Raw genomic sequence first — 18,477 nt, 5'->3', positions numbered from 1 at the left:
CTTGCCAAGGGCTACGGGGATTTGATAGCATTTCTTTACTAACTTTCCATTTATCATACTCTTTCTTATCACTTCACAAACTCATAAGAATAATAAGGTACGATCAACGTCTGTCCGGCGCGGATGCTGTCCTCTTCCGCCAGATGGTTGATGCTCTGTACCTCATCTATATATTCCTTCTTATCCTTATACTCTTCATAATCAATATAATCCTCGGACAGATCCCATAAGGTCTCTCCGTAAGCTAGCGTCACCTGAGTATAGTATTTGAACTTTAACTGTTCTTCCCCGGAGCTTGCCAGAGAACGGATTCCCTGATAGGATACCGCACAGAAAATAATCACACAGACCGTAGCAATCATGGTAAGGATCCTGCGCTGCATCTGCATCCTCCTTCTTAACTGTCTCTTATATAATCTTAACTCTCTGTTCGTCATATGGTATACACTCTTCTGTACTCTCATAACACACCTCACATAAGAAAATCTGTTCGGGAACATTTGTTCTTTCTGCTTGTATTATATCGAACATGCATTCTTCTGTCAAGATAAAAATCGAACATATTTTTGGAATATATGTTTGCTTTTTACTTTTTGCTATGCTATAATCCCGTCTTTGACACTTAAAGAAAAGTATAGTGGCAGAATCCATTGATTTTACTTGGATTCTGCCACTTTTGATGTCTTAGAGTATGTTGTATGGAGACATCACTTTAAAATTTACCCAAGATTTAGCAATCTTAATATACCAAATTATCGAAATTTTCTCCTATATTCATTTTCCAGACCCATTGCCTCTACAAGCTTCTCTATTGATTTTTCCCCTGTATCCACAAGGTAAAAATCACAGATCTCATTATCCTCCATACTTTTTGTGGAAAAGTTCATTCCGATATATTCTTCTGCGTCGTGTTGCTCTGATTTTAGAACTTCCGTAACCACCCATTCCCCGCTCCAAAGCCCATAGTCTGCTCTAAAGAAATCTTTTCCTTCTACGATATCATCATAATCCACCACCTTCTCCATGCGGTATACTCTTCTCCCCCAAAAGGCTAACATCTCTTTTTCATCTGTCAATATACATGGAGAAAAGGCACTGCGTGATCTGGCATACTCCTCACCAGGCTTTACCTCACCAAACGACAGGTAATACCCCGCCGGCGTCGGCAGCATATTTCCTATATTATATTCAAACCACCGAACAATTGGAGAGGCTTCATACCCACCCAACTCTACGGTATATGACCACGTTTTGCTTTTATAGGAACAGCTTTCCGGCAACATTTCATACACAGCGCCTACCAGTTCATCCGTCTCATCCCAGGTATCTCCTTCTCTGATACCTGTAATCTGCCAGACTCCCCATATATACTGCTGTCTTTTCCCCTTGTTTTCCCAACCATCCATGTTTTCCGCGTCCTGTTCCTGATGCACCTTCTCCTCATTCGCTGCTTCCGTTCTCATCAAATCACCATCATTCAGATAATCCTCCATATAGGCATCCAGATACACCCCATGCTGATCCCTCTTGGATGTCCGCCTTGCCCACAGGTAGTTTCCATCCTTTACCAGTACTGCTGTCATCTCATCTTTTACAATCATTTTATCCCAGTAAAAATCATCTGAAAATTCATAATAACCTACAAATGTTTCTTTCTCCAGCCCCATTGCCTTTACCAGTTGTTTTATGGACGGCTCCCTTGTGGAAACAATATAAAAGTTACAAAACTTTTCCTCCAGTATCTCTTGAAACCATGTGGAAAATTTCCCTCCAAACCTCCGTGCAGAAAGTCTGCATTCCTGGCAATAGCTGACTGCCACGCATCCACAAAATATATTCCATTTCTTCTTTTTACAATATCTGTACGCAGTCCATCCAGATTGCTGACCGCTACCTCCGTCTCCGGACTTTCCAGTGTAAACGCAAATTCCGTAAAATTTTTCTTATACTGCTCTCCGACAACTTTACAGGCCACCACCCAGCACCAGTTTGTTCTGTTCTGAATATACTTCATTGATTTTTCCCCATCGAAACAACCCGACTATAAGCCCCGCTCATTTTTTATTGCTCTGTATATCTCCGTTTCCTTCTCCCACGCAGTCCTATCCTGCTCTACGCCGTCCTTTAAATAAAGATCTTCCACCCCAATCTCTCCATCCTCGTCACTGTCGTAGCATTGATAAGTAGGTCCTTCCACCATTGTTCCATCTTTTTCAAATCTTGTAAAATAGTAAGTCTCATTATATGGTGCCCCTCCCTCCCTATAATACAGAATGCCGGACATCGCTTCTACCGGCTCATCGTAAGTAGCAGTACCCTCATATAGAATCGTCAGTTTCCCCTTTTTTTCTTTTAAAATATAATAAATGCCATTCCGGATATGCAGCTCCTTCACTCCATCTCCGTCAATATCAGATAAAAAAGTTTCAACATCACTTACATCTTCCCCGAACAAGTCTTCCAGAAAATAAGTTTTTCCATTCTCTTTCATAGCAGGCACTTCCCCATCTAAAAAACGTTGGTACTCTTCCTCTGTGATTTTCTCTGCCACTTTTCTATGTGCAAGAAACACTGCCACTATACCGCCCACAATAAGGAGCATTGCCATGCAGATTTTTTTAGCTCTCATCCCCATCATATACAATCATCTCCTTTATTTTATCGTTTGCCCTCTCTCTCAGATTACCATTCTGCTAATGTTTCCTACCTCGTCATATCCAGGCTTTTTATCGTCACCAGATTTTCCCCATCCCCATTGTTATAGCTCCATACAACCATATAATCTCCATACCATTCAAAATGAACATCCTTATGTTCTCCATCTTCCTCATACCAGAGCATGCTTTCTTGACCCAAATCATACATTTCCCTCTGCTCTCCAGTTTTCAACACGTTTTTGTATACAATATGATCTTTCAGCAGATAAACATTTCCCTCCCGGTATCCGACGATTCTTGTCCTATTATTTTGCGTATCGTATAGCATACGGCTCGTGTCCGTCTCAAGATCGATTTCGACCAGCAGTTCTCTCTCTAAATGCTTCTGTGACATCTCAGTCACCTTCGTCCTTCCTATCTCAACTGACAGATAAAGCTTCTCCCCTTCCTTCACAATGCGCTTTGGGAGAAAATTTACCTCCCTAATTCCAAGTTTAAACCATAATATGTTACCAAAATACTCTGGACAAATATCATGCCATTCGTCTTCGCCCGCTCTCCTATATTGAAAATAGTCATCCCGAAACTCAATACTCTCTCCATCTTTATAATACCAGTGTTTATCTACACGCACATCAATCGACAAAACATTACTTATGGCAACGCTATGATCATCCTGATCTGTCACCGCTATAATATCTCCATCATACGAATAGATGTTCCAGCCATGATAACCAGCAATATCCAATTCGTATCTTCCTGAATCTCCATCGTTTTCTGCCAACTGTTCTGCCAGATTGATCCTCTCCCCAAAATCCCCTTCCACCGGCATCAACCACACCTTGTCTTTCCCAAACGCAAGGAATAAATAATTTTCATGAATGTTCAGTCTCGCATCACTCGACATATCCCCCAAAAACTCACACTCATTCGTCGCCTTATTACATCGCCACAACTTTAACATTCCATATATAATACTGATTTACCTTCTTCTTTACGCTTCTCGTAATACGCACAAAAAGCTGGATGGGTGTACCCTTTGAGGATATCTGTATCATCTGAACCGCAAAAAAGTATATCGTCGCTTGCGATTTTCTATTACCTTGCTTGGTAGCCATATCCTTACCTTTACCGCTGGAGGATAGATGAAGCGGTGTAATTCCAGCAAACTGTGCCAGTTTGTTCGCATTACCAAAACACTTGATGTCACCAATTTCTGACAGAATTTTCACTACTGTGATAACATTTACACCAAGAATAGTTGTAAGTGTACACGTCGGCATCTCATACATTTTTTCCAGCATCTTGTCTACTTCAGCAAGCTGCTTATCATAGTGCTGTAAAGCACTGACAATGCTGAGTGCTACCATATCTCTGCATCTTGGTAAGCATTATTTTTCACTTTATCACCAGCTACCACATCTAAGATTGTCTCGCAGGTCTTTGTAGAACATTTATTATACCGCAGTTGTTTTCCGTATGGCGATGCAGTGTTGCTTTGCACTGCTTTTGGAATTAGCAGATTGGAAATGGTAAAACCACATGACATAGAAGCCAGCAGAAAATCGTTATGATTATCCTTGCTGGCTTTTACTAATTACCAGTTAGTTACAATCTGCAAATTATCTTTAAGACATTCTCAATAATTGAATGAAGGATTTACATTAAAATCAATCCCCAATTCTTGTAATTTTGTAATTACTGGTTTAATCTTAGGTGCCTTAGCTTTTAATATACATGCTTCTCTTTTTTCAAGCATTTGCTTCGCAATAACAAAATTAACATTAGCTGTTTTTGCAACAAATTTTATTTTTTCTACATCAACTTCTGTTACATTTTTTATATACAGACTGTATTCCGTTTCATCTCTATCTATATCTTCAATGTATGTTGTTATTATATTCCACCCACACATAGGGCATCTCCATCCTTGAGTAGCACCTTCGATACTCCAATTCATTTTTCCTTTACATTTTTCACATATCATTTCCTAATTACCTCTTGGAGAAAATAATTTAAATGTCTCTCTATTATTCATGTCTGGCAATCTCAAATTATTCATACCTGCAACAAAATAATTACCATTTGGTGTAGACCATAAATAATTTGTCGGTGCATAAACTTCAACATTTAGCTTATTTGCCAAATTCTGTGCAAATCCATTATCCAAAGCACCAGTATTACAAGACAATAACCTAATTGTCTGTCCGTTATAACCATCTGAATTTTGTATTAATCTAGAAGCCGTTCTGTGATCAACTGTCATATGTTGCCCATTATGAGTAATCTGTATGCCATTAGGTGTTCCATGTGCAATTACATCTAAATAACCATTCGTATCCACATCTGTCCTACGACTAATATTACTAACAAACGCATCATCAGCGTCCATAAAAGTAGCATCTCCAACAGAGTATTTACCACTCTGGTATCAAAGACCACATGGGCATCGTAACTTCCCCTCCTTTCCTAACTTTTTCTCTCTTTATTTTCTTCTATGGCAGGATGTCCGCCCTTGACGGTATCAGTCTTTCTTGCATCAAATCATTATAGCTACGGCAGGTACTTGCTGTTCCATCCGCCTCAATCATCTTATTCCACTTATATCCTTGCCTGTTCAAAATGATGTCTGAGTCATCTCTTCACACTCTCCCCTGACCAGCCTACAGCATGCTCTTCACAAAGTCTTCCTTTAACAGTTCACGTATCTGCCGCATATCAATCGCATACTCGTGGTAATAGTAATCACGCAAGGTTACAATCACAAAATCCTTTCCTGCCAAAGCTTTGTCCACATCATCTCCCCAAAATGCACTCCATCTCTCTGAAAACGACATCTCCCTCTCTTTTATGTACCACTCTATATCTCTATCATCGCCATATCACTCAATTCTCGTTCTCCAATTTATTCTTTGGAATACCTAAAATATAATATCCCTGAAAAGATATTCCTTTTTCAAAAGGGAAATAAATATGTAAATACTGTTGATCTAACCCTATATTCTGACTACTAAAACGGTCAAAACCTTCTCCTGTCGTACTTGCACTAACTTGTTCTTGAAACGTTTCCGAAAACTGTTTAATTACATCCGGGGCATGCGCATCTTCGGAACTAAATTCACTGTAAGTTCCTGCATATACCTCAAAATTTCCCGTCTGCAGCGCTTGCAGTATCTCATTAATGTCTGCAAAATCACTAAAGTAAATGTATTGCCCTTTTTCTATATCAATAGTAACCGGATATTGATGCATATAGGACGGTCCTCCCACACACGAATCTATAGAAAAAACTAGACTTATATAATCATTATCCAACCACAGAAGATCATAATCAATTACATCGCCTGCATAGGCATGTGCATCTTGAACTTCCTCTTCCAGCTGTGCAACGGCTTTCACATATGTTTTCGCATACACAGAAAATGCAGCATCTTTTAAAAGTGAGTTCACTTTATTTATGTCTATGTTCAAACCGATACCATCTTCCAATTGTGGATAATTTATCGTTATATTGTATATATTTGTTTCATTTCTTTCCCTTCCAAGAGAGTATACATCATTCTTCACTTGTAAAGTTCGCTTATTCTCCATGCTGTTTAATACTGTATAAAAAACAATCAAGCTTATGAGCAAAATACCAACTATTCCGCAAAATACCTCTTTCCTATATATTTTTATACTTTTCTTAATCTCTCTATTCTGTCTTAACTTCATTATCAAAGACCTCTCATATATTTTTAAATCCTTTCCTAACTTTTTCTCTCTGTATTTTCTTCTATGGCAGGATATCCGGCCTTGACGGTATCCGTCTTTCTTGCATCAAATCATTATAGCTACGGCAGGTACTTGCTACTCCATTCGCCTCAATCGTCTTATTCCACTTATATCCTTGCCTGTTCAAAATGATGTCTGAGTCATCTCCTCACTTTCTCCCTGATCTGCCTGCAGCATGCTTTCCACAAAGTCTTCCTTTAACAGTTCACGTATCTGCCGCATATCAATAGCATACTCGTTGTAATTGTCCTTTAAAATAACAATCACAAAATCCTTTCCTGCCAAAGCTTTGTCCACCTCATCTCCCCAGAACGCACTCCACCTCTCTGAAAACGACATCTTCCTCTCTTTTATATACCACTCTATCTCTCTGTCATTTCCATTCAAAGTCTCCAGGAGATCACGCTCTGCCCCTTCCCGGCTATATGTAGTGCTTACCTTATAGAAATCTAAATCTGGTTCTCCATCCCATGCTGTGATATGCTTAAATCGATCCTCCATCAGCATTTGACACAGACCATTCAAATCGGATACAACATCTTTTAGTTCGAGAACCTTCATCTCCTCACAGTCAATCGTCGTTGCCATCATTGTGGTTGGTAATCCATACGGTCCTTTCCGCTGACGCACTACCCATCCAGAGTAACTGATGCTTATAAACTTCTCATCCGCATATTCTACATCGCATCGATGTGTTCCTACATGAAAACGATATTCCCACCCATCATCAGGATAAGAATCAGGTGGTTCCATTTCCATCACTTTTTTTCTATCATCTTCGAGCAGCTGATTGATTTTTCTTTCCTTTTCCTTATCTCTGCTTCCAACCATCTGCAGATATACAAGCTTGTCCACGTCGTAATATTCATCTTTATACGTATAAGTCGTTTCCTCAAACTGAAAGGAGAGATCCGAATTTTTCCGCTCCCATCTCACAAAACAGAATATGCAAACTATCACCGACACTGCCATCACTGCGGCTGTTATGCACCAACCCTTCTTTGCTACTTTTTTCATGTCTCTCTCCACAGATAAATTCGATCTCTTTCTGCACCGAAGCCACTCTTATATTCTATCAGACCTTTCCCCTTTTCCCAAACAAACCTCTCATAATATCCTGTTTCTGTAAGATCATTATAACTGCGATAGGTACACACTGTTCCCTCTACCATAATCTCCTCGTGCCACCCCTTTTCTTCCTTCAGTGAATCCTCTTTCCCCATCTCCTGACAGACTACCGTCCCTCTTGCGATGAAATCCTCCTCATTTTTTATATTGACTTCCTCCATCTTATTCTCATCTATTCGGTAAATTTTATCTTCCGATACATAAAAATATCCAAGAAAAAATCTATCCCTGCCGTAAAAATATCTGCTGTCATCCTCTGTATCACTCTCTATCATCATTGTATACAAAATACCGTTTTCCCACTGCTCCACCTGTTCCACTTGTATCTTTACTTGTTCATACTCTCCAAAAGGGGTGCTTGCGAACTCCGCCTCAAACGCTGCCGTCTCAGTTCCATAATCAAAGAAAAACGATGTCTGATCTATCATCTCACTCTTTTTTTTAGACCATTCCTCGCACAAGATAACTGTAATTAACAGAATAAAAGCTATGGTACTATTAAATATTAGTTTATTCCTTTTCATCACTTGCCTCTTCATCTAACGATACTATTAACAAATTAATATTTCATAGATTTTTCATTCCCCCTCCCTGCTATCCGTCTCCAATCAAGCTTATCTCATCCATAAATCCGCCAAAATAAATATTCTTTCCTTTGAATCTCCATACCTTACCAAACTCCTGGTACAATTGTTCCATATACCAACGGTGAATCTCCTCTTTCTCTGCTGCAATCAAACGGAAAAACTCTCTTTCCAGTGCCTGATCCAGCTCCACGAAATCCTTTTCTACATTTCCCAGCAAAGGTTTGACACTAATAAAACCATGCTTTATTTCTTCTACAAAAGGTTCTCCCTTATAGACGCCCACATAAAACTCATGGGTTTCTGTGATGTGACTTGCGCGCAGGTAAGATATCACAATAATCTCCTGCTCTGCCTCTGACGTGATCGCCCCTAGAACACTCTCAAACTGCTTTCGCACATTTCCGACATTGCTTTCAAATTTTTCTCTGATCTCTTTTAACCGTTCCCTTTTCAACCCGTTTATTTTTCAGACAAAAAATCTTTCATAAGTCCAGACCGCTCCAGTACATTTTGTTCCATCGACCTGCTCTCCCCTGTCCTGACATCCACCCTTCCCGTCGTGCAAAGAAAATCCTTCCCCGATCTTCTATGAGCATCATATCATCGTTCAAAAGCGTACATTTTTTCTCCAGCTCCTCATGTCCCCATAGCCGGTGTCTGACCTGCAAGAGCAATGTCTCCTCTTCATCATAATCCTCCATGTTATTGATTTTAATTCCTTCCTCCTCAATCAGTTGTTCGAGATACGGCTGAAGGATTCCCCAATGATTAAACTCCGACAGCGTTATATATTTTATGGCGTAATGTGGGTCTTCAGCTGTCCGTTCCTGCAATACAGGGTTATAAGGATAGCGGGAAGTTGGTTCTCCCTCACGGTAATATTCTCCGGTATACTCCAGTTCATATCCGATAAAGTCTGTGGTAACGAACATCGCTTCTTCTAAAGGCATTCCCGATGTTAATTCCGGAGTCAGCTCCGGAATGATTACCTCTCTTTCAATACGCCATGTCCCAAAAAACGGAATTTTCCTTTCTCCGCCAAATGCTGCCATAAGAATGATACATACGGCTACACATAAGATCAGAACTGCCACCGCCTTTGTGTGTTTTCTTATTTTGCACCTAATCATTTATAAATACCTCCCTCCTAAAAGCCATATTTTAGACTGCTTTTACAACGGTTACGCAACTCTCCGCGCCAAAAGCGTCTTTCCCCAAAATTCTACGAGCATAGTGTCCTCATTCAAAAGTGTAAAGCGTGTTCCCACCGGAATAAAATCATACGTTTCATAAAACACCGTTTCCTCAAAATCTATATAAACCAGTAAATGCAGTTCCATGCCGTCTCTTTGACCGTAATATTTATCATCATGCCAGTCAATCCCCTCTTCCTCCATAAAATCACACACATGTGGCCAAAATCTGCCCCCATCGTTCACAGTAAAAATATCTTCAAAAAACAAACCGTATTCAGGATCCGTGTATGTATTTTCCCCTATCCGGAAATAATCTGCAGTATACTCCAGCTCATATCCGACAAAATCTTCGGAATCATATAAATCCTCTTCCGCCACTCCATCTTTGGTTGTTCCTGTATACATTTCTGAAATGACCGCCACCTTTTCAATGTACCATGTCCCAAAAAATGGTAATTCTGCTGCGCCTCTTTCTCTCCCGCATCCTGATATGCCGACCGTACATATGGCCAAAAACGCTATCACCTTTGCATATCTTCTCATCCTACTGATAGCCATTGATAAACACCTCTGCTTCTTTTGCCCTTCGTTCATCATAATCATGTTGTGCAAACACTTCCCGTACTTCTTACAGAGTTAATGAAACAATTTATATGGATACCCATAATCTTCTTTCTGCTGTTTTTTCAAGTCTGTTCCAAATTCCACATGCATGTTTTTTTGACCATTTCCATGCATATAATAAACAATTCCTTTTCCCTTTTCCCAAACCATCAATAAATAATCTTTTGAACCGTAAAAATAATCATTATAATAACGAAAGATCCTTTTTTCTCCATCTGCTTCTACAAATGCATGATATCCGGCATCATCCACTACATCAGCCGTTCCGTTTTCACAGCAGACAATCGTCCACTCTTTTAAAAATAAATCCTCATCTGATTCCAGACCGGAAATTATGATCTCATTTTTCTCCTCCGTATACCCACCGGTGTCTGACGGCATATAATAAATATCCTCAGACGTAACATAGTAATATCCCAGATATTCTCTCCCCAACGCGAATTGATCGAACGGATCTGTCACATTCAGCTGATCCAGTTCTAAAGCATATAAGCTGCCATTTTGAAAGGATTTCAGTTCTTTTATATGCAAACTGATATCCTGCCAAATATCCCGATAGCTATATGGATAAAAATATCCTTCATATTCTACTTCTTTCTGTGTCGGCATATAAAACCATGTATTTTGAGGCTCATGTCTGCTTTCTTCTTTATCATTTTCACTGCACAAAATCACAAGAAGGATCAAAAACAAGCTTACTACAATGGATGAAAGAAAATTTTTTATCATATTATTTTCCTCCCAGGATCTATGCAAAACGCCGTTTAGACATCAAGGCTTGGATAATACGACGAATTTCTCCACTCCTCTAATGTATACACTTCAAACTCACTGTCTGCCAGTCCTACCATATCCTTCCATAAAACCTTATCAAAATTGACACTCACATAAAACGTGCTCCAGCTCACACTGTGATCCTCCCACATCTCGCTCACATGAACGGAATAATACTCTCCCAAATATTCACTTCCCGCCCCATCTTTGTATACTTCCTCTGTTTCAAGATCATATGTTTGATATAAATACGCCTGCCCATCACTCTTCAGATCTACATAAGCAGCCCAGTCATCAATCTCCGGCACCTGTTCCGAAAGGCAGTCTGATATTTTAACAATCGTATCTTCCCGTGTTTTGGCATTCTGCGTACACTCCTCTGCTTCTCCGAAGGCTAATGCTGTGGAAATTTCACTGTCATCACCCCACACACGGCTGCCACATGCTGTCAGCAGACCTGCCATAGCCAGTACCACAAAACTTATTTTCCTTCCCTCCATAGGATATACTCCTCCCAATCTTTTTCCTCGTCATCCCACATAAAATAATCGTGCATTATAGATGCCGCCGTATCGCCATAGTCACTTCCCGTTGCATAAATAGGTCCTATGATAGATACATAAATAAATGGATTGTCCTTATATTCCCATGCTTCCGCATACCTCTCATCCAATAAAATATCTGAATGGTCAACTATACTTTCTTTGTAAGATTCATAACGGCGAGGACCATGATGAGGAAGTTTCTCACTATACATATTACCACATTCACAAGTACCAAATGAATAGATATTCTTATTAACTTCACAATCACTGCATGTCATAAGCGGTTTCCCGTTTTCAGCAAGTATTCCATGATCTTCATAAGCATCTAATTTTACATCTTTACTTTATCACAATGAATAACAGCCTCTCTTGTGACATACTCCTCTTCTTTTACAATACCTACTTTACTTAACTCTTCGTAAAAAGCATAGTGTTTCACCATCATATCACACGCAATATCTTGGTATTGTTTTTTAAAAATTCCTTTCAAAAACTTTCGAAGGCAATTTCCTTCCAGTTCAAAAGTAAAATCTCCTGCTATAATGGCATCTCCATTTTTCTGTACCCTATCTTCCGGCATAAGACTTTCTTCCTATATAAAAATTCCGTTATATTTCTTCCGTATTTTCAATCAGAATTGCGAACTTGTTTCGCAATTACCTATAAATAGTTTCCACTATTTAACTGCTTTTTTATACTCTTCATTATACAACCACTCACACTCTATATCACTCCATTCCCGTTCCTGAAGCACTTCGCCCGTCTCCCTGTTAACAGCATAACTTGTAAGATAATGATAATGAGTAAAAACAGGTTCATAACCATGAGTATAATAGTCTGTATAATCTGCAAAAATATAATATTCCTGATCTTCCGTCATACCTCTACATGAAAAATTTCTTACACAAGGAAACTCCTGATCTTCTGGAAACTGATATACATATACCGACTGTTCCTGTTTATATGTTCTTACAACTATTGAATCATAATCCCCCTCATCCGAATACATATAATAAAAAAGAGCTCTTGCAGCTTGTTCCTCCAGCATCTTTCCATCTGAAACATCCTCATTAAAATATAACTGATTAACCGCCTTTTCATATGCTTCACTATAAAGCAATTTATAACCTGCATCAGTCTCTATCCATTGAGACTCCCGAAGAACTTCGCCTGTCTTCCTATTAACTGCGTAATCCGTGTGATATTCATCATAGAAGCCCTGCGAAAGGGCATCTGTTACATAACGTGTACCGTGTGCAAAGACATAATATTGCCCATCTTCTGTCCTATCTTTGCTCTGTAACATTTCATACTGCAAGTCACTTTTTTCCTGCGTTTGGTATAAATATACCATTTCTCCCTGCTGCATAGTAGAAATAACCTTTGCGTCATAATCATAGTCACAATCTGAATATATGTAATCAAAAACAGCCTTTGCCGCTTCTTCCTCTGTCATTTCAAAAGTGTATATCTCGTTCTTCACTTGTAAAATCCGTTTATTCTCCGTACCACTTAAGACTGTATAAAAAGCAATTAAACTTATGATCCCAATACCCGCTCCACAAACATACTGTTTCCCACCTTTTCTTTGATTCATTGGTTTCCTACCTTTTCTTTGATTCATTATAATCTTTCCATTCCATCATATGCAAAATCTGCACATCTCCATTTTTATCGATACTGAAATATCCTTCTGCACTGCTAGTCCACTCCTCAAACGTGCAAATAGTTTCATTACATTCATACTCATCATTCTCATCATATACACCATTTCCATTACTATCATTCCTGTAAAATGCAATTGTTTTAAACGCATTTCCAGAAAACTCAAATTTATAAAAGGAATAGCTTTCTTTATTTTCTTTTGTATATTTATACACAATCTCGCCATTTTTACAAACACCATAACATTTTAATGTTTCTTCCACCTGTTCATGAAACAAGACAAACAGCACATTATTTTGATATGCAAGAATATAATAATCTCCCGATGTCTGAATATGTAACTCCGGTATATGATCTCCATTTATGTCACACGTCAGATACTTCATACTTCCATCATCCATATCTGCTATCGTACTTCCACCAGAATTTTCCAACGCTCTCTCTCCTGACAAAAACTCATCATATGCCCTCATTGCCTCATCAGTATTCCCATGCAGCGCTTCTGTTCCAGTAAAATTTTTCCCGAAAGCTTCCTCATACGTTACCATAGTAACAGGGCAATCAAGCATTGTAAAAAAGTCTTTTGTCACTTCATCCCATTGTTCCTGATTCAGATGCCCGCTCATACTTTCATCTCCGAATATATAAATTTCATATTCTATTCCAGTCTCGCCATAATAAGCAGTAAAATAAATTTCATTCTCCACTTCTCCTGCCCTATTCAATGTTTTATATCCATATCGGGTATTATTTGCACTCGTAGAATTACAGTATCCTATCTGATTCGAACCAAGAAGTACTTCATATTCGTTCAGCCAGTGATAAACTTCCACTTTTTGTTCTTCCACAAGATACTTTAATATGCAGAAACCATTTATTCCAATGTCCATTAGCAATTCTGGAAGTCCATCCCCATCACAATCAATAAAACGATATCTTGTTTCTTTTACAAATTGTTCTATAAACTCCATGTCATCTAAATCAGATATCCCTCGTAGATGATCCCGAAAATAGACAGCCTTTTCTTCTTCATACTCCAATGGCATCTGATTTGTAATGATCCTATAAAAGTTCTCTTTATATGCCAGTGCCACCTGATCTGTATAAATCTCCCAATTAATCGAATATTCTTTTGACGAAAAATCAACTTTCTTTACTAACTCACATATGTTGTTGCTGTCCTGTTCGTTTGTATAATTTGTTTTGTTTTCTCTTACGCTGTTTTCCTCTGTTTCAATCTTTTTCATTTCGGTTTCTGCCGCCTGTTTATAATTTAAGACACCAACCAGCAGAATTATAACTACTATTCCTATCGTCCCCATATTCACAATCTTTCTTTTCACAATAACCTACATTCCTCTCTCATATACAATAATATCTATCACAACATAATCAGACATATTCTCTCATTTGTACCCACAATACATTTGCCATCCAAATGCGGCATCTTAAATTCCATGATATCACAATATCCATCCATTCTCTCTGGCATAAAATCCAGTTTTAAATCCTTGTCCTGCGTTTGGTATTGCCATTTTAATAAACCTAGATTATTCACGGATCAGCCGTGAAAGTGGCTGAAAGCCACATAGTTACTGTATTTTAGCTGAATATTGCTTTTCACCTATCAAGTGAATGAAAAAAGAGCATCCATTTGTGGTAAAATTAAGGTGTTCAAAGTCTTTACAATCCCAAACAAAGGAGCCCTTTATGAGTATTGTAAACACCTTAGCCTTAGAAAGCAATAGACAGATTAAAATAAATTTTGATGGAGGAGATCTCTCATCCGATGCAGGCTTGCTTCTTATCAAAGAATTCATGAGCAAACTTGGTATTGATACACTTTTAGAAAAAGCGTTTAAAACCAATGATCCTGTATTCAAGTCTGTACTTGAAAAAGATGCGCTTGCATCACAGCCTACGGTATCAAGATTCTTTAACCGTATGGATGAAGACACTTTAAACCAGTTCCTTGCGATTGCCAGAGTACTTCGGAGGAAAATTTACAGTGTTCAGATGCCACAGGCTGTTATTCTGGATCTGGATTCCACTCTTCTTGATGCATACGGCAGACAGCAACCGGATTTTGTTTCTTTGTATCCATATCTGTCCTCCTTTTGTTAGTTTTAACTAACCATATCTCATAAAAAAACCGACAATTTATGATTCCTGTGTTCACAAATTATCGGTTGATAATCCATGCATCTGACCGCTTTTTCCTAGAAATACTCTTTCCAGCCGTTATTATAAAAGGAACGCAGCTCCCTGATATATCCTTGCATGACATAAAATCACTTCATCAAATTCCTCAATACGGCTTGCCATAATTCCTTGCAATTTAAAACACCGTTTTTAAAACGGTGTTTTAAATATAGCATACTTTAAACTTTCTGTCATTCACTGATTATAATTTCATATTTCTCAACCATTTTCAGAACTTCCGCCATAAAATCGTCTTTTCCATGGGTAAGGTATGCAAAACTAATTTTGTATACCCCCTCCTTTGTATAAATCCGCAGCTTTTTCCAGGTTCTTTTCCCCTGCTTTACTGCTGTAACTGCTTCGATTCTCTGTATGTTCCGCCAGTATAACTCCGTTTCCTTTCGTATAGGATGTTTTATCATCATTTTTTCTTCCGAATACCGTACTCTTGTATTACACATGATAAACAGAAGGATCAAACATGCCACACCGTAAATCGGCGCAAACAACAGGGAAAACCATTCCGAAGGCTCACTCTGTGAAAAACCCCGCAATGGATTTTCCTCCCCCGAAAGCAACAGCATTGCCAGATATTCCAGCAGGATTAAAATTCCCAATCCTGCCAGAATATAGTACTCCGTCCCATATCGCAGAATCCGCTTCTGCGGACTTTCGTAGACCTGAGAGCGGTAATACACGGCAACCGTTTCAGGGCATTTCTTCCTGAGTGCGTCACAGAATAGCTCATAATTCAACATGCCGATACCCACTGTGAGGATTTTTGTTCCATCCGAAAGATATAAATTAACCATATTATCAAAGCTGCCGTCTATTTTCCGGATTTCCTGCCATCTGACTGTCCGGGGCTTCTGAAAGGCTTTTTCTATCTGTATTGTATCTCCATTAAAATAAATACATTCCCTCGCCATGATATTTCCCGCAAATATGGTAACTATTAAAAGCAGAATTGCCATTGCCACACACAGGCTCCACATCCCCCTCGCCTCCCCGGGGGCTCCGTCCATTATGTAAAGGATGCTGAAAATTCCCACAAAAACAACTGCCAGCACTCCCAGCGCATATACGACATACCTTTTCCCCGGCGGCTGACATAATATTGCCATTCCCTCCGGGATTTTATTTATCTGCCGCCGGTTTCTGCCCGTTATCAGATAAATGATACCGACGGTCAGAACCAGTATAAGCGTAAACAACAGTTTCTCCATCTTCCCTTTACCCCCTGTATTTCGCAATAACGGAAACAACCTTGTCCATTTCCAGCGGCTTCGACAAGTGCTCATTCATACCCGCCATGCGGCACCTCTGAGCATCCTCTGCAAAGGCATTTCAGAAGCGTCAGAAGCTTTCCCCCTGCATCCCTGACAAAAGGTTCGCGGTGGAAAGTCGGATTATAATGCGCGCAACATTCAGCGTTTCCACAGGCAGCCCGGAAAAAAATGCGGCAACTAACGGCGCACTTTCTTCCTCCTGATGCCTGCCATCGGTAATACACCTCTAATATTGATATTTTTTCAAAAGTTGCTCTCTTTTGAATAATACTGATATTTTCACCAAACTTCACAATATCAGACATTTGGAATCTGTTGAACGAAGCTGACTGAAAGTATTCAGATTGATAGCAACGAAAATATAGTCATTTTTCAGACATTATTTCAATATCTGATAACTCATCATGAAAAGAATAACCAACATACACATAAATACTTTAACCAGTTTCTGGTATGTCGTTTCCGCCGGATTTATGACCGGGTTCCATGTTTCCTCTGTTCCCGGCATATTGTTTATATTGCTCCGATTTCCTCCGGTTTCCTTCTGAGCACAGAGCCGGTTTGACGCATAAGTAAGCATTTCCTTTGCCGCCTCTGCCTCCTGCTCCGACACCTCAAGCGTCCTGCCATCTGCAAAGGTGATCCTTTTCCATCTTCCATTCTTATTTTTCGAGTAAGTCCATCCGCTGATGTCTGTGAGAAGCGGAAGATAGTACACACCGGCTGCGTCCTGTTCATCAATGATAAAATGATAAGTGACCGTGAACAATCTGTTCCTAAAAACCGGCTGCATAAGAAAATATTCCGTACAGAAAAGCTCTCTGATTTGCTTACGTTGTCCCCAGGCATCAAAGCAGGAAAGTGTCCGCATGATTGGATGAATGACAATAAGAACGACAAACACTGCTCCTGTCAGCAGCAAAAAGGCTGCGTATAGCATAATCGATGCATTATCGCTGAAAGGCGACGCCGCTTCCCTGAGCATCACTCCGCAAAGGGGAATCACCAGTGCGGCTTCCATCAGAAAGGTACCCCGAAAAACGGCATTCTGGCAAAACAGATAATAAAAGCCGACAAAGGTAACAGCATTTTTTCCACTGCGGTAGCGAAGCGGAATCCGCATAAGCAAAAGCTCAGACAAAAGACCGACAAGCAGCACCACTTCCTTACACACAAGTATATAAGTCCCATACATCCATATGTATAACCCTATTCCGTGGGAGGAGCCATAAAGAGCCAGCAAATCTCCGTCCTTTGCATTTTCCAGAACACTATGCAGGATATTTTCCCCGAAAATCAGGTGATAGCCTATACCACACACCAGTATAATCCATGCAATATAATCCGGAATACTGGACAGCGCCCAGCGTTTGCAGCTGCCATGCTCGTGCTTCAGCTGACGCCAGAACCCGATTCCCCATAGAACCGGATAAAGAAACACAACAAGAAGCAGCGCAAGGTTCGTTTCCGGCAACATTGTCGTTATAAGCAGACTCAGACATTTTGCCCGTGAAGTTTCTCTCAGAAGATTCGGCACATGTGTGAAAAACGATGCCACCGCCACCAAAAGTATCGCAAATATTCCCGGTATCGCCATCAGACTGACTGTTTCCGCTTTTGACTTACGTTTCACCAGATGGTACAGGTCAGCAAGATACAGACCTGCATTCAGATAAAGAAGTAGCATCGTGAGCCAAAAGCTCGGTAAATAATCAGAACCCGCCTTATACAATCCAAAGAAATCCCAGAGTGCTTCTATCATTTTTCCTTCTTCTTTCCATTACGCTTTTATAACTATTTATTCTTCCATTAAACTTCCATCTACTAATTTTTCACAGTTTATTCTGCAATGGGAATGGGTTTTCGGTCTCCATCCCGACCTTATGAACATTTCTTTTTATATAAATAATCCTATATTATTCACGGCACAGCCATGAAAGTGGCTGAAAGCCACATAGTTACTGTATTTTCGCTGAATATTGATTTTCACCTATCAAGTGAATGAAAAAAGAGCATCCATTTGTGGTAAAATTAAG

Annotated in this window: 24 protein-coding genes; 1 reads left to right on the top strand and 23 read right to left on the bottom strand. The window is 39.5% G+C overall.

Annotated elements, in window-relative coordinates:
• Positions 1 to 68 precede the first annotated feature (68 nt).
• The 21 genes from DWZ61_RS18410 to DWZ61_RS18315 form a co-directional block, all read right to left on the bottom strand.
• On the bottom strand, positions 69 to 464 hold the full coding sequence (locus DWZ61_RS18410) for a LysM peptidoglycan-binding domain-containing protein (protein ID WP_182427198.1): 396 nt from the start codon (positions 462 to 464) through the stop codon (positions 69 to 71).
• 288 nt (positions 465 to 752) lie between these two features.
• Complete coding sequence (locus DWZ61_RS18405; RefSeq protein ID WP_118540010.1) at positions 753 to 1,667, bottom strand: hypothetical protein; 915 nt, start codon at positions 1,665 to 1,667, stop codon at positions 753 to 755.
• Between the two features lie 17 nt (positions 1,668 to 1,684).
• On the bottom strand, positions 1,685 to 2,014 hold the full coding sequence (locus DWZ61_RS18400) for a hypothetical protein (RefSeq protein ID WP_118540009.1): 330 nt from the start codon (positions 2,012 to 2,014) through the stop codon (positions 1,685 to 1,687).
• A gap of 27 nt (positions 2,015 to 2,041) precedes the next feature.
• Positions 2,042 to 2,638, bottom strand: a complete 597-nt coding sequence (locus tag DWZ61_RS18395) for a hypothetical protein (RefSeq protein WP_118540008.1) — start codon at positions 2,636 to 2,638, stop codon at positions 2,042 to 2,044.
• Positions 2,639 to 2,703: 65 nt separating this feature from the next.
• Positions 2,704 to 3,489 (bottom strand): hypothetical protein, encoded by a 786-nt coding sequence (locus DWZ61_RS18390; RefSeq protein ID WP_147354738.1) that lies wholly within the window; start codon positions 3,487 to 3,489, stop codon positions 2,704 to 2,706.
• Positions 3,490 to 3,598: 109 nt separating this feature from the next.
• Positions 3,599 to 4,027 carry a transposase gene (locus DWZ61_RS18385; RefSeq protein WP_118540006.1) on the bottom strand — a complete coding sequence of 143 codons (429 nt, stop codon included), beginning with the start codon at positions 4,025 to 4,027 and terminating at the stop codon, positions 3,599 to 3,601.
• A 269-nt stretch (positions 4,028 to 4,296) separates the two neighbouring features.
• Positions 4,297 to 4,644, bottom strand: coding sequence for a hypothetical protein (locus DWZ61_RS20315; protein WP_243026460.1), 348 nt, complete (start codon positions 4,642 to 4,644; stop codon positions 4,297 to 4,299).
• 3 nt (positions 4,645 to 4,647) lie between these two features.
• The gene (locus DWZ61_RS18375) at positions 4,648 to 5,049 is read right to left on the bottom strand and encodes a hypothetical protein (protein ID WP_243026459.1); all 402 of its coding nucleotides are present in this window, start codon (positions 5,047 to 5,049) and stop codon (positions 4,648 to 4,650) included.
• 271 nt (positions 5,050 to 5,320) lie between these two features.
• Positions 5,321 to 5,494: a hypothetical protein gene (locus DWZ61_RS19870; protein WP_172594747.1), complete on the bottom strand. Its 174-nt coding sequence runs from the start codon at positions 5,492 to 5,494 to the stop codon at positions 5,321 to 5,323.
• A 49-nt stretch (positions 5,495 to 5,543) separates the two neighbouring features.
• Positions 5,544 to 6,371 (bottom strand): hypothetical protein, encoded by an 828-nt coding sequence (locus tag DWZ61_RS18370; RefSeq protein ID WP_118540005.1) that lies wholly within the window; start codon positions 6,369 to 6,371, stop codon positions 5,544 to 5,546.
• Positions 6,372 to 6,554: 183 nt separating this feature from the next.
• On the bottom strand, positions 6,555 to 7,448 hold the full coding sequence (locus tag DWZ61_RS18365) for a hypothetical protein (RefSeq protein ID WP_118540004.1): 894 nt from the start codon (positions 7,446 to 7,448) through the stop codon (positions 6,555 to 6,557).
• Complete coding sequence (locus tag DWZ61_RS18360) at positions 7,445 to 7,987, bottom strand: hypothetical protein (protein WP_119623702.1); 543 nt, start codon at positions 7,985 to 7,987, stop codon at positions 7,445 to 7,447. The genes DWZ61_RS18365 and DWZ61_RS18360 overlap by 4 nt, the downstream gene beginning before the upstream one ends.
• 166 nt (positions 7,988 to 8,153) lie before the next feature.
• Complete coding sequence (locus DWZ61_RS18355) at positions 8,154 to 8,480, bottom strand: hypothetical protein (RefSeq protein ID WP_147354737.1); 327 nt, start codon at positions 8,478 to 8,480, stop codon at positions 8,154 to 8,156.
• Positions 8,481 to 8,628: 148 nt separating this feature from the next.
• Complete coding sequence (locus DWZ61_RS18350) at positions 8,629 to 9,276, bottom strand: hypothetical protein (RefSeq protein WP_118540001.1); 648 nt, start codon at positions 9,274 to 9,276, stop codon at positions 8,629 to 8,631.
• Positions 9,277 to 9,327: 51 nt separating this feature from the next.
• Positions 9,328 to 9,945, bottom strand: a complete 618-nt coding sequence (locus DWZ61_RS18345) for a hypothetical protein (protein ID WP_147354736.1) — start codon at positions 9,943 to 9,945, stop codon at positions 9,328 to 9,330.
• Between the two features lie 33 nt (positions 9,946 to 9,978).
• Positions 9,979 to 10,695: a hypothetical protein gene (locus DWZ61_RS18340; protein ID WP_006859528.1), complete on the bottom strand. Its 717-nt coding sequence runs from the start codon at positions 10,693 to 10,695 to the stop codon at positions 9,979 to 9,981.
• A gap of 35 nt (positions 10,696 to 10,730) precedes the next feature.
• The gene (locus DWZ61_RS18335) at positions 10,731 to 11,240 is read right to left on the bottom strand and encodes a hypothetical protein (protein ID WP_118539999.1); all 510 of its coding nucleotides are present in this window, start codon (positions 11,238 to 11,240) and stop codon (positions 10,731 to 10,733) included.
• Entirely contained in the window at positions 11,222 to 11,563 is a 342-nt protein-coding gene (locus DWZ61_RS18330; RefSeq protein ID WP_118539998.1) for a glucosaminidase domain-containing protein, read from the bottom strand. The genes DWZ61_RS18335 and DWZ61_RS18330 overlap by 19 nt, the downstream gene beginning before the upstream one ends.
• A 53-nt stretch (positions 11,564 to 11,616) precedes the next feature.
• The gene (locus DWZ61_RS18325; protein WP_118539997.1) at positions 11,617 to 11,865 is read right to left on the bottom strand and encodes a hypothetical protein; all 249 of its coding nucleotides are present in this window, start codon (positions 11,863 to 11,865) and stop codon (positions 11,617 to 11,619) included.
• A 96-nt stretch (positions 11,866 to 11,961) separates the two neighbouring features.
• Complete coding sequence (locus DWZ61_RS18320) at positions 11,962 to 12,909, bottom strand: hypothetical protein (RefSeq protein WP_243026458.1); 948 nt, start codon at positions 12,907 to 12,909, stop codon at positions 11,962 to 11,964.
• A complete protein-coding gene (locus DWZ61_RS18315) occupies positions 12,890 to 14,293 on the bottom strand; it encodes a hypothetical protein (protein ID WP_118539996.1) in 1,404 nt (467 codons plus the stop codon). Before DWZ61_RS18315 ends, DWZ61_RS18320 begins: the two co-directional genes overlap by 20 nt.
• Positions 14,294 to 14,660: 367 nt before the next feature.
• Between DWZ61_RS18315 and DWZ61_RS18310 the strand changes: the two genes are divergently transcribed.
• On the top strand, positions 14,661 to 15,074 hold the full coding sequence (locus DWZ61_RS18310; RefSeq protein ID WP_279220518.1) for a transposase: 414 nt from the start codon (positions 14,661 to 14,663) through the stop codon (positions 15,072 to 15,074).
• A 269-nt stretch (positions 15,075 to 15,343) separates the two neighbouring features.
• On the opposite strand, the gene DWZ61_RS18305 is transcribed toward DWZ61_RS18310, so the two are convergent.
• Both DWZ61_RS18305 and DWZ61_RS18295 read right to left on the bottom strand, forming a co-directional pair.
• Positions 15,344 to 16,378: a hypothetical protein gene (locus DWZ61_RS18305; RefSeq protein ID WP_118539995.1), complete on the bottom strand. Its 1,035-nt coding sequence runs from the start codon at positions 16,376 to 16,378 to the stop codon at positions 15,344 to 15,346.
• A 442-nt stretch (positions 16,379 to 16,820) separates the two neighbouring features.
• Positions 16,821 to 18,203: a hypothetical protein gene (locus DWZ61_RS18295; RefSeq protein WP_118539993.1), complete on the bottom strand. Its 1,383-nt coding sequence runs from the start codon at positions 18,201 to 18,203 to the stop codon at positions 16,821 to 16,823.
• Positions 18,204 to 18,477: the final 274 nt, after the last annotated feature.

Source organism: Clostridium sp. AF34-10BH (assembly GCF_003478095.1).
Lineage (GTDB): Bacteria > Bacillota > Clostridia > Lachnospirales > Lachnospiraceae > Acetatifactor > Acetatifactor acetigignens.
The sequence above is the reverse complement of the archived record's forward strand: the minus strand, read 5'-3'. Positions and strand labels throughout refer to the sequence as shown.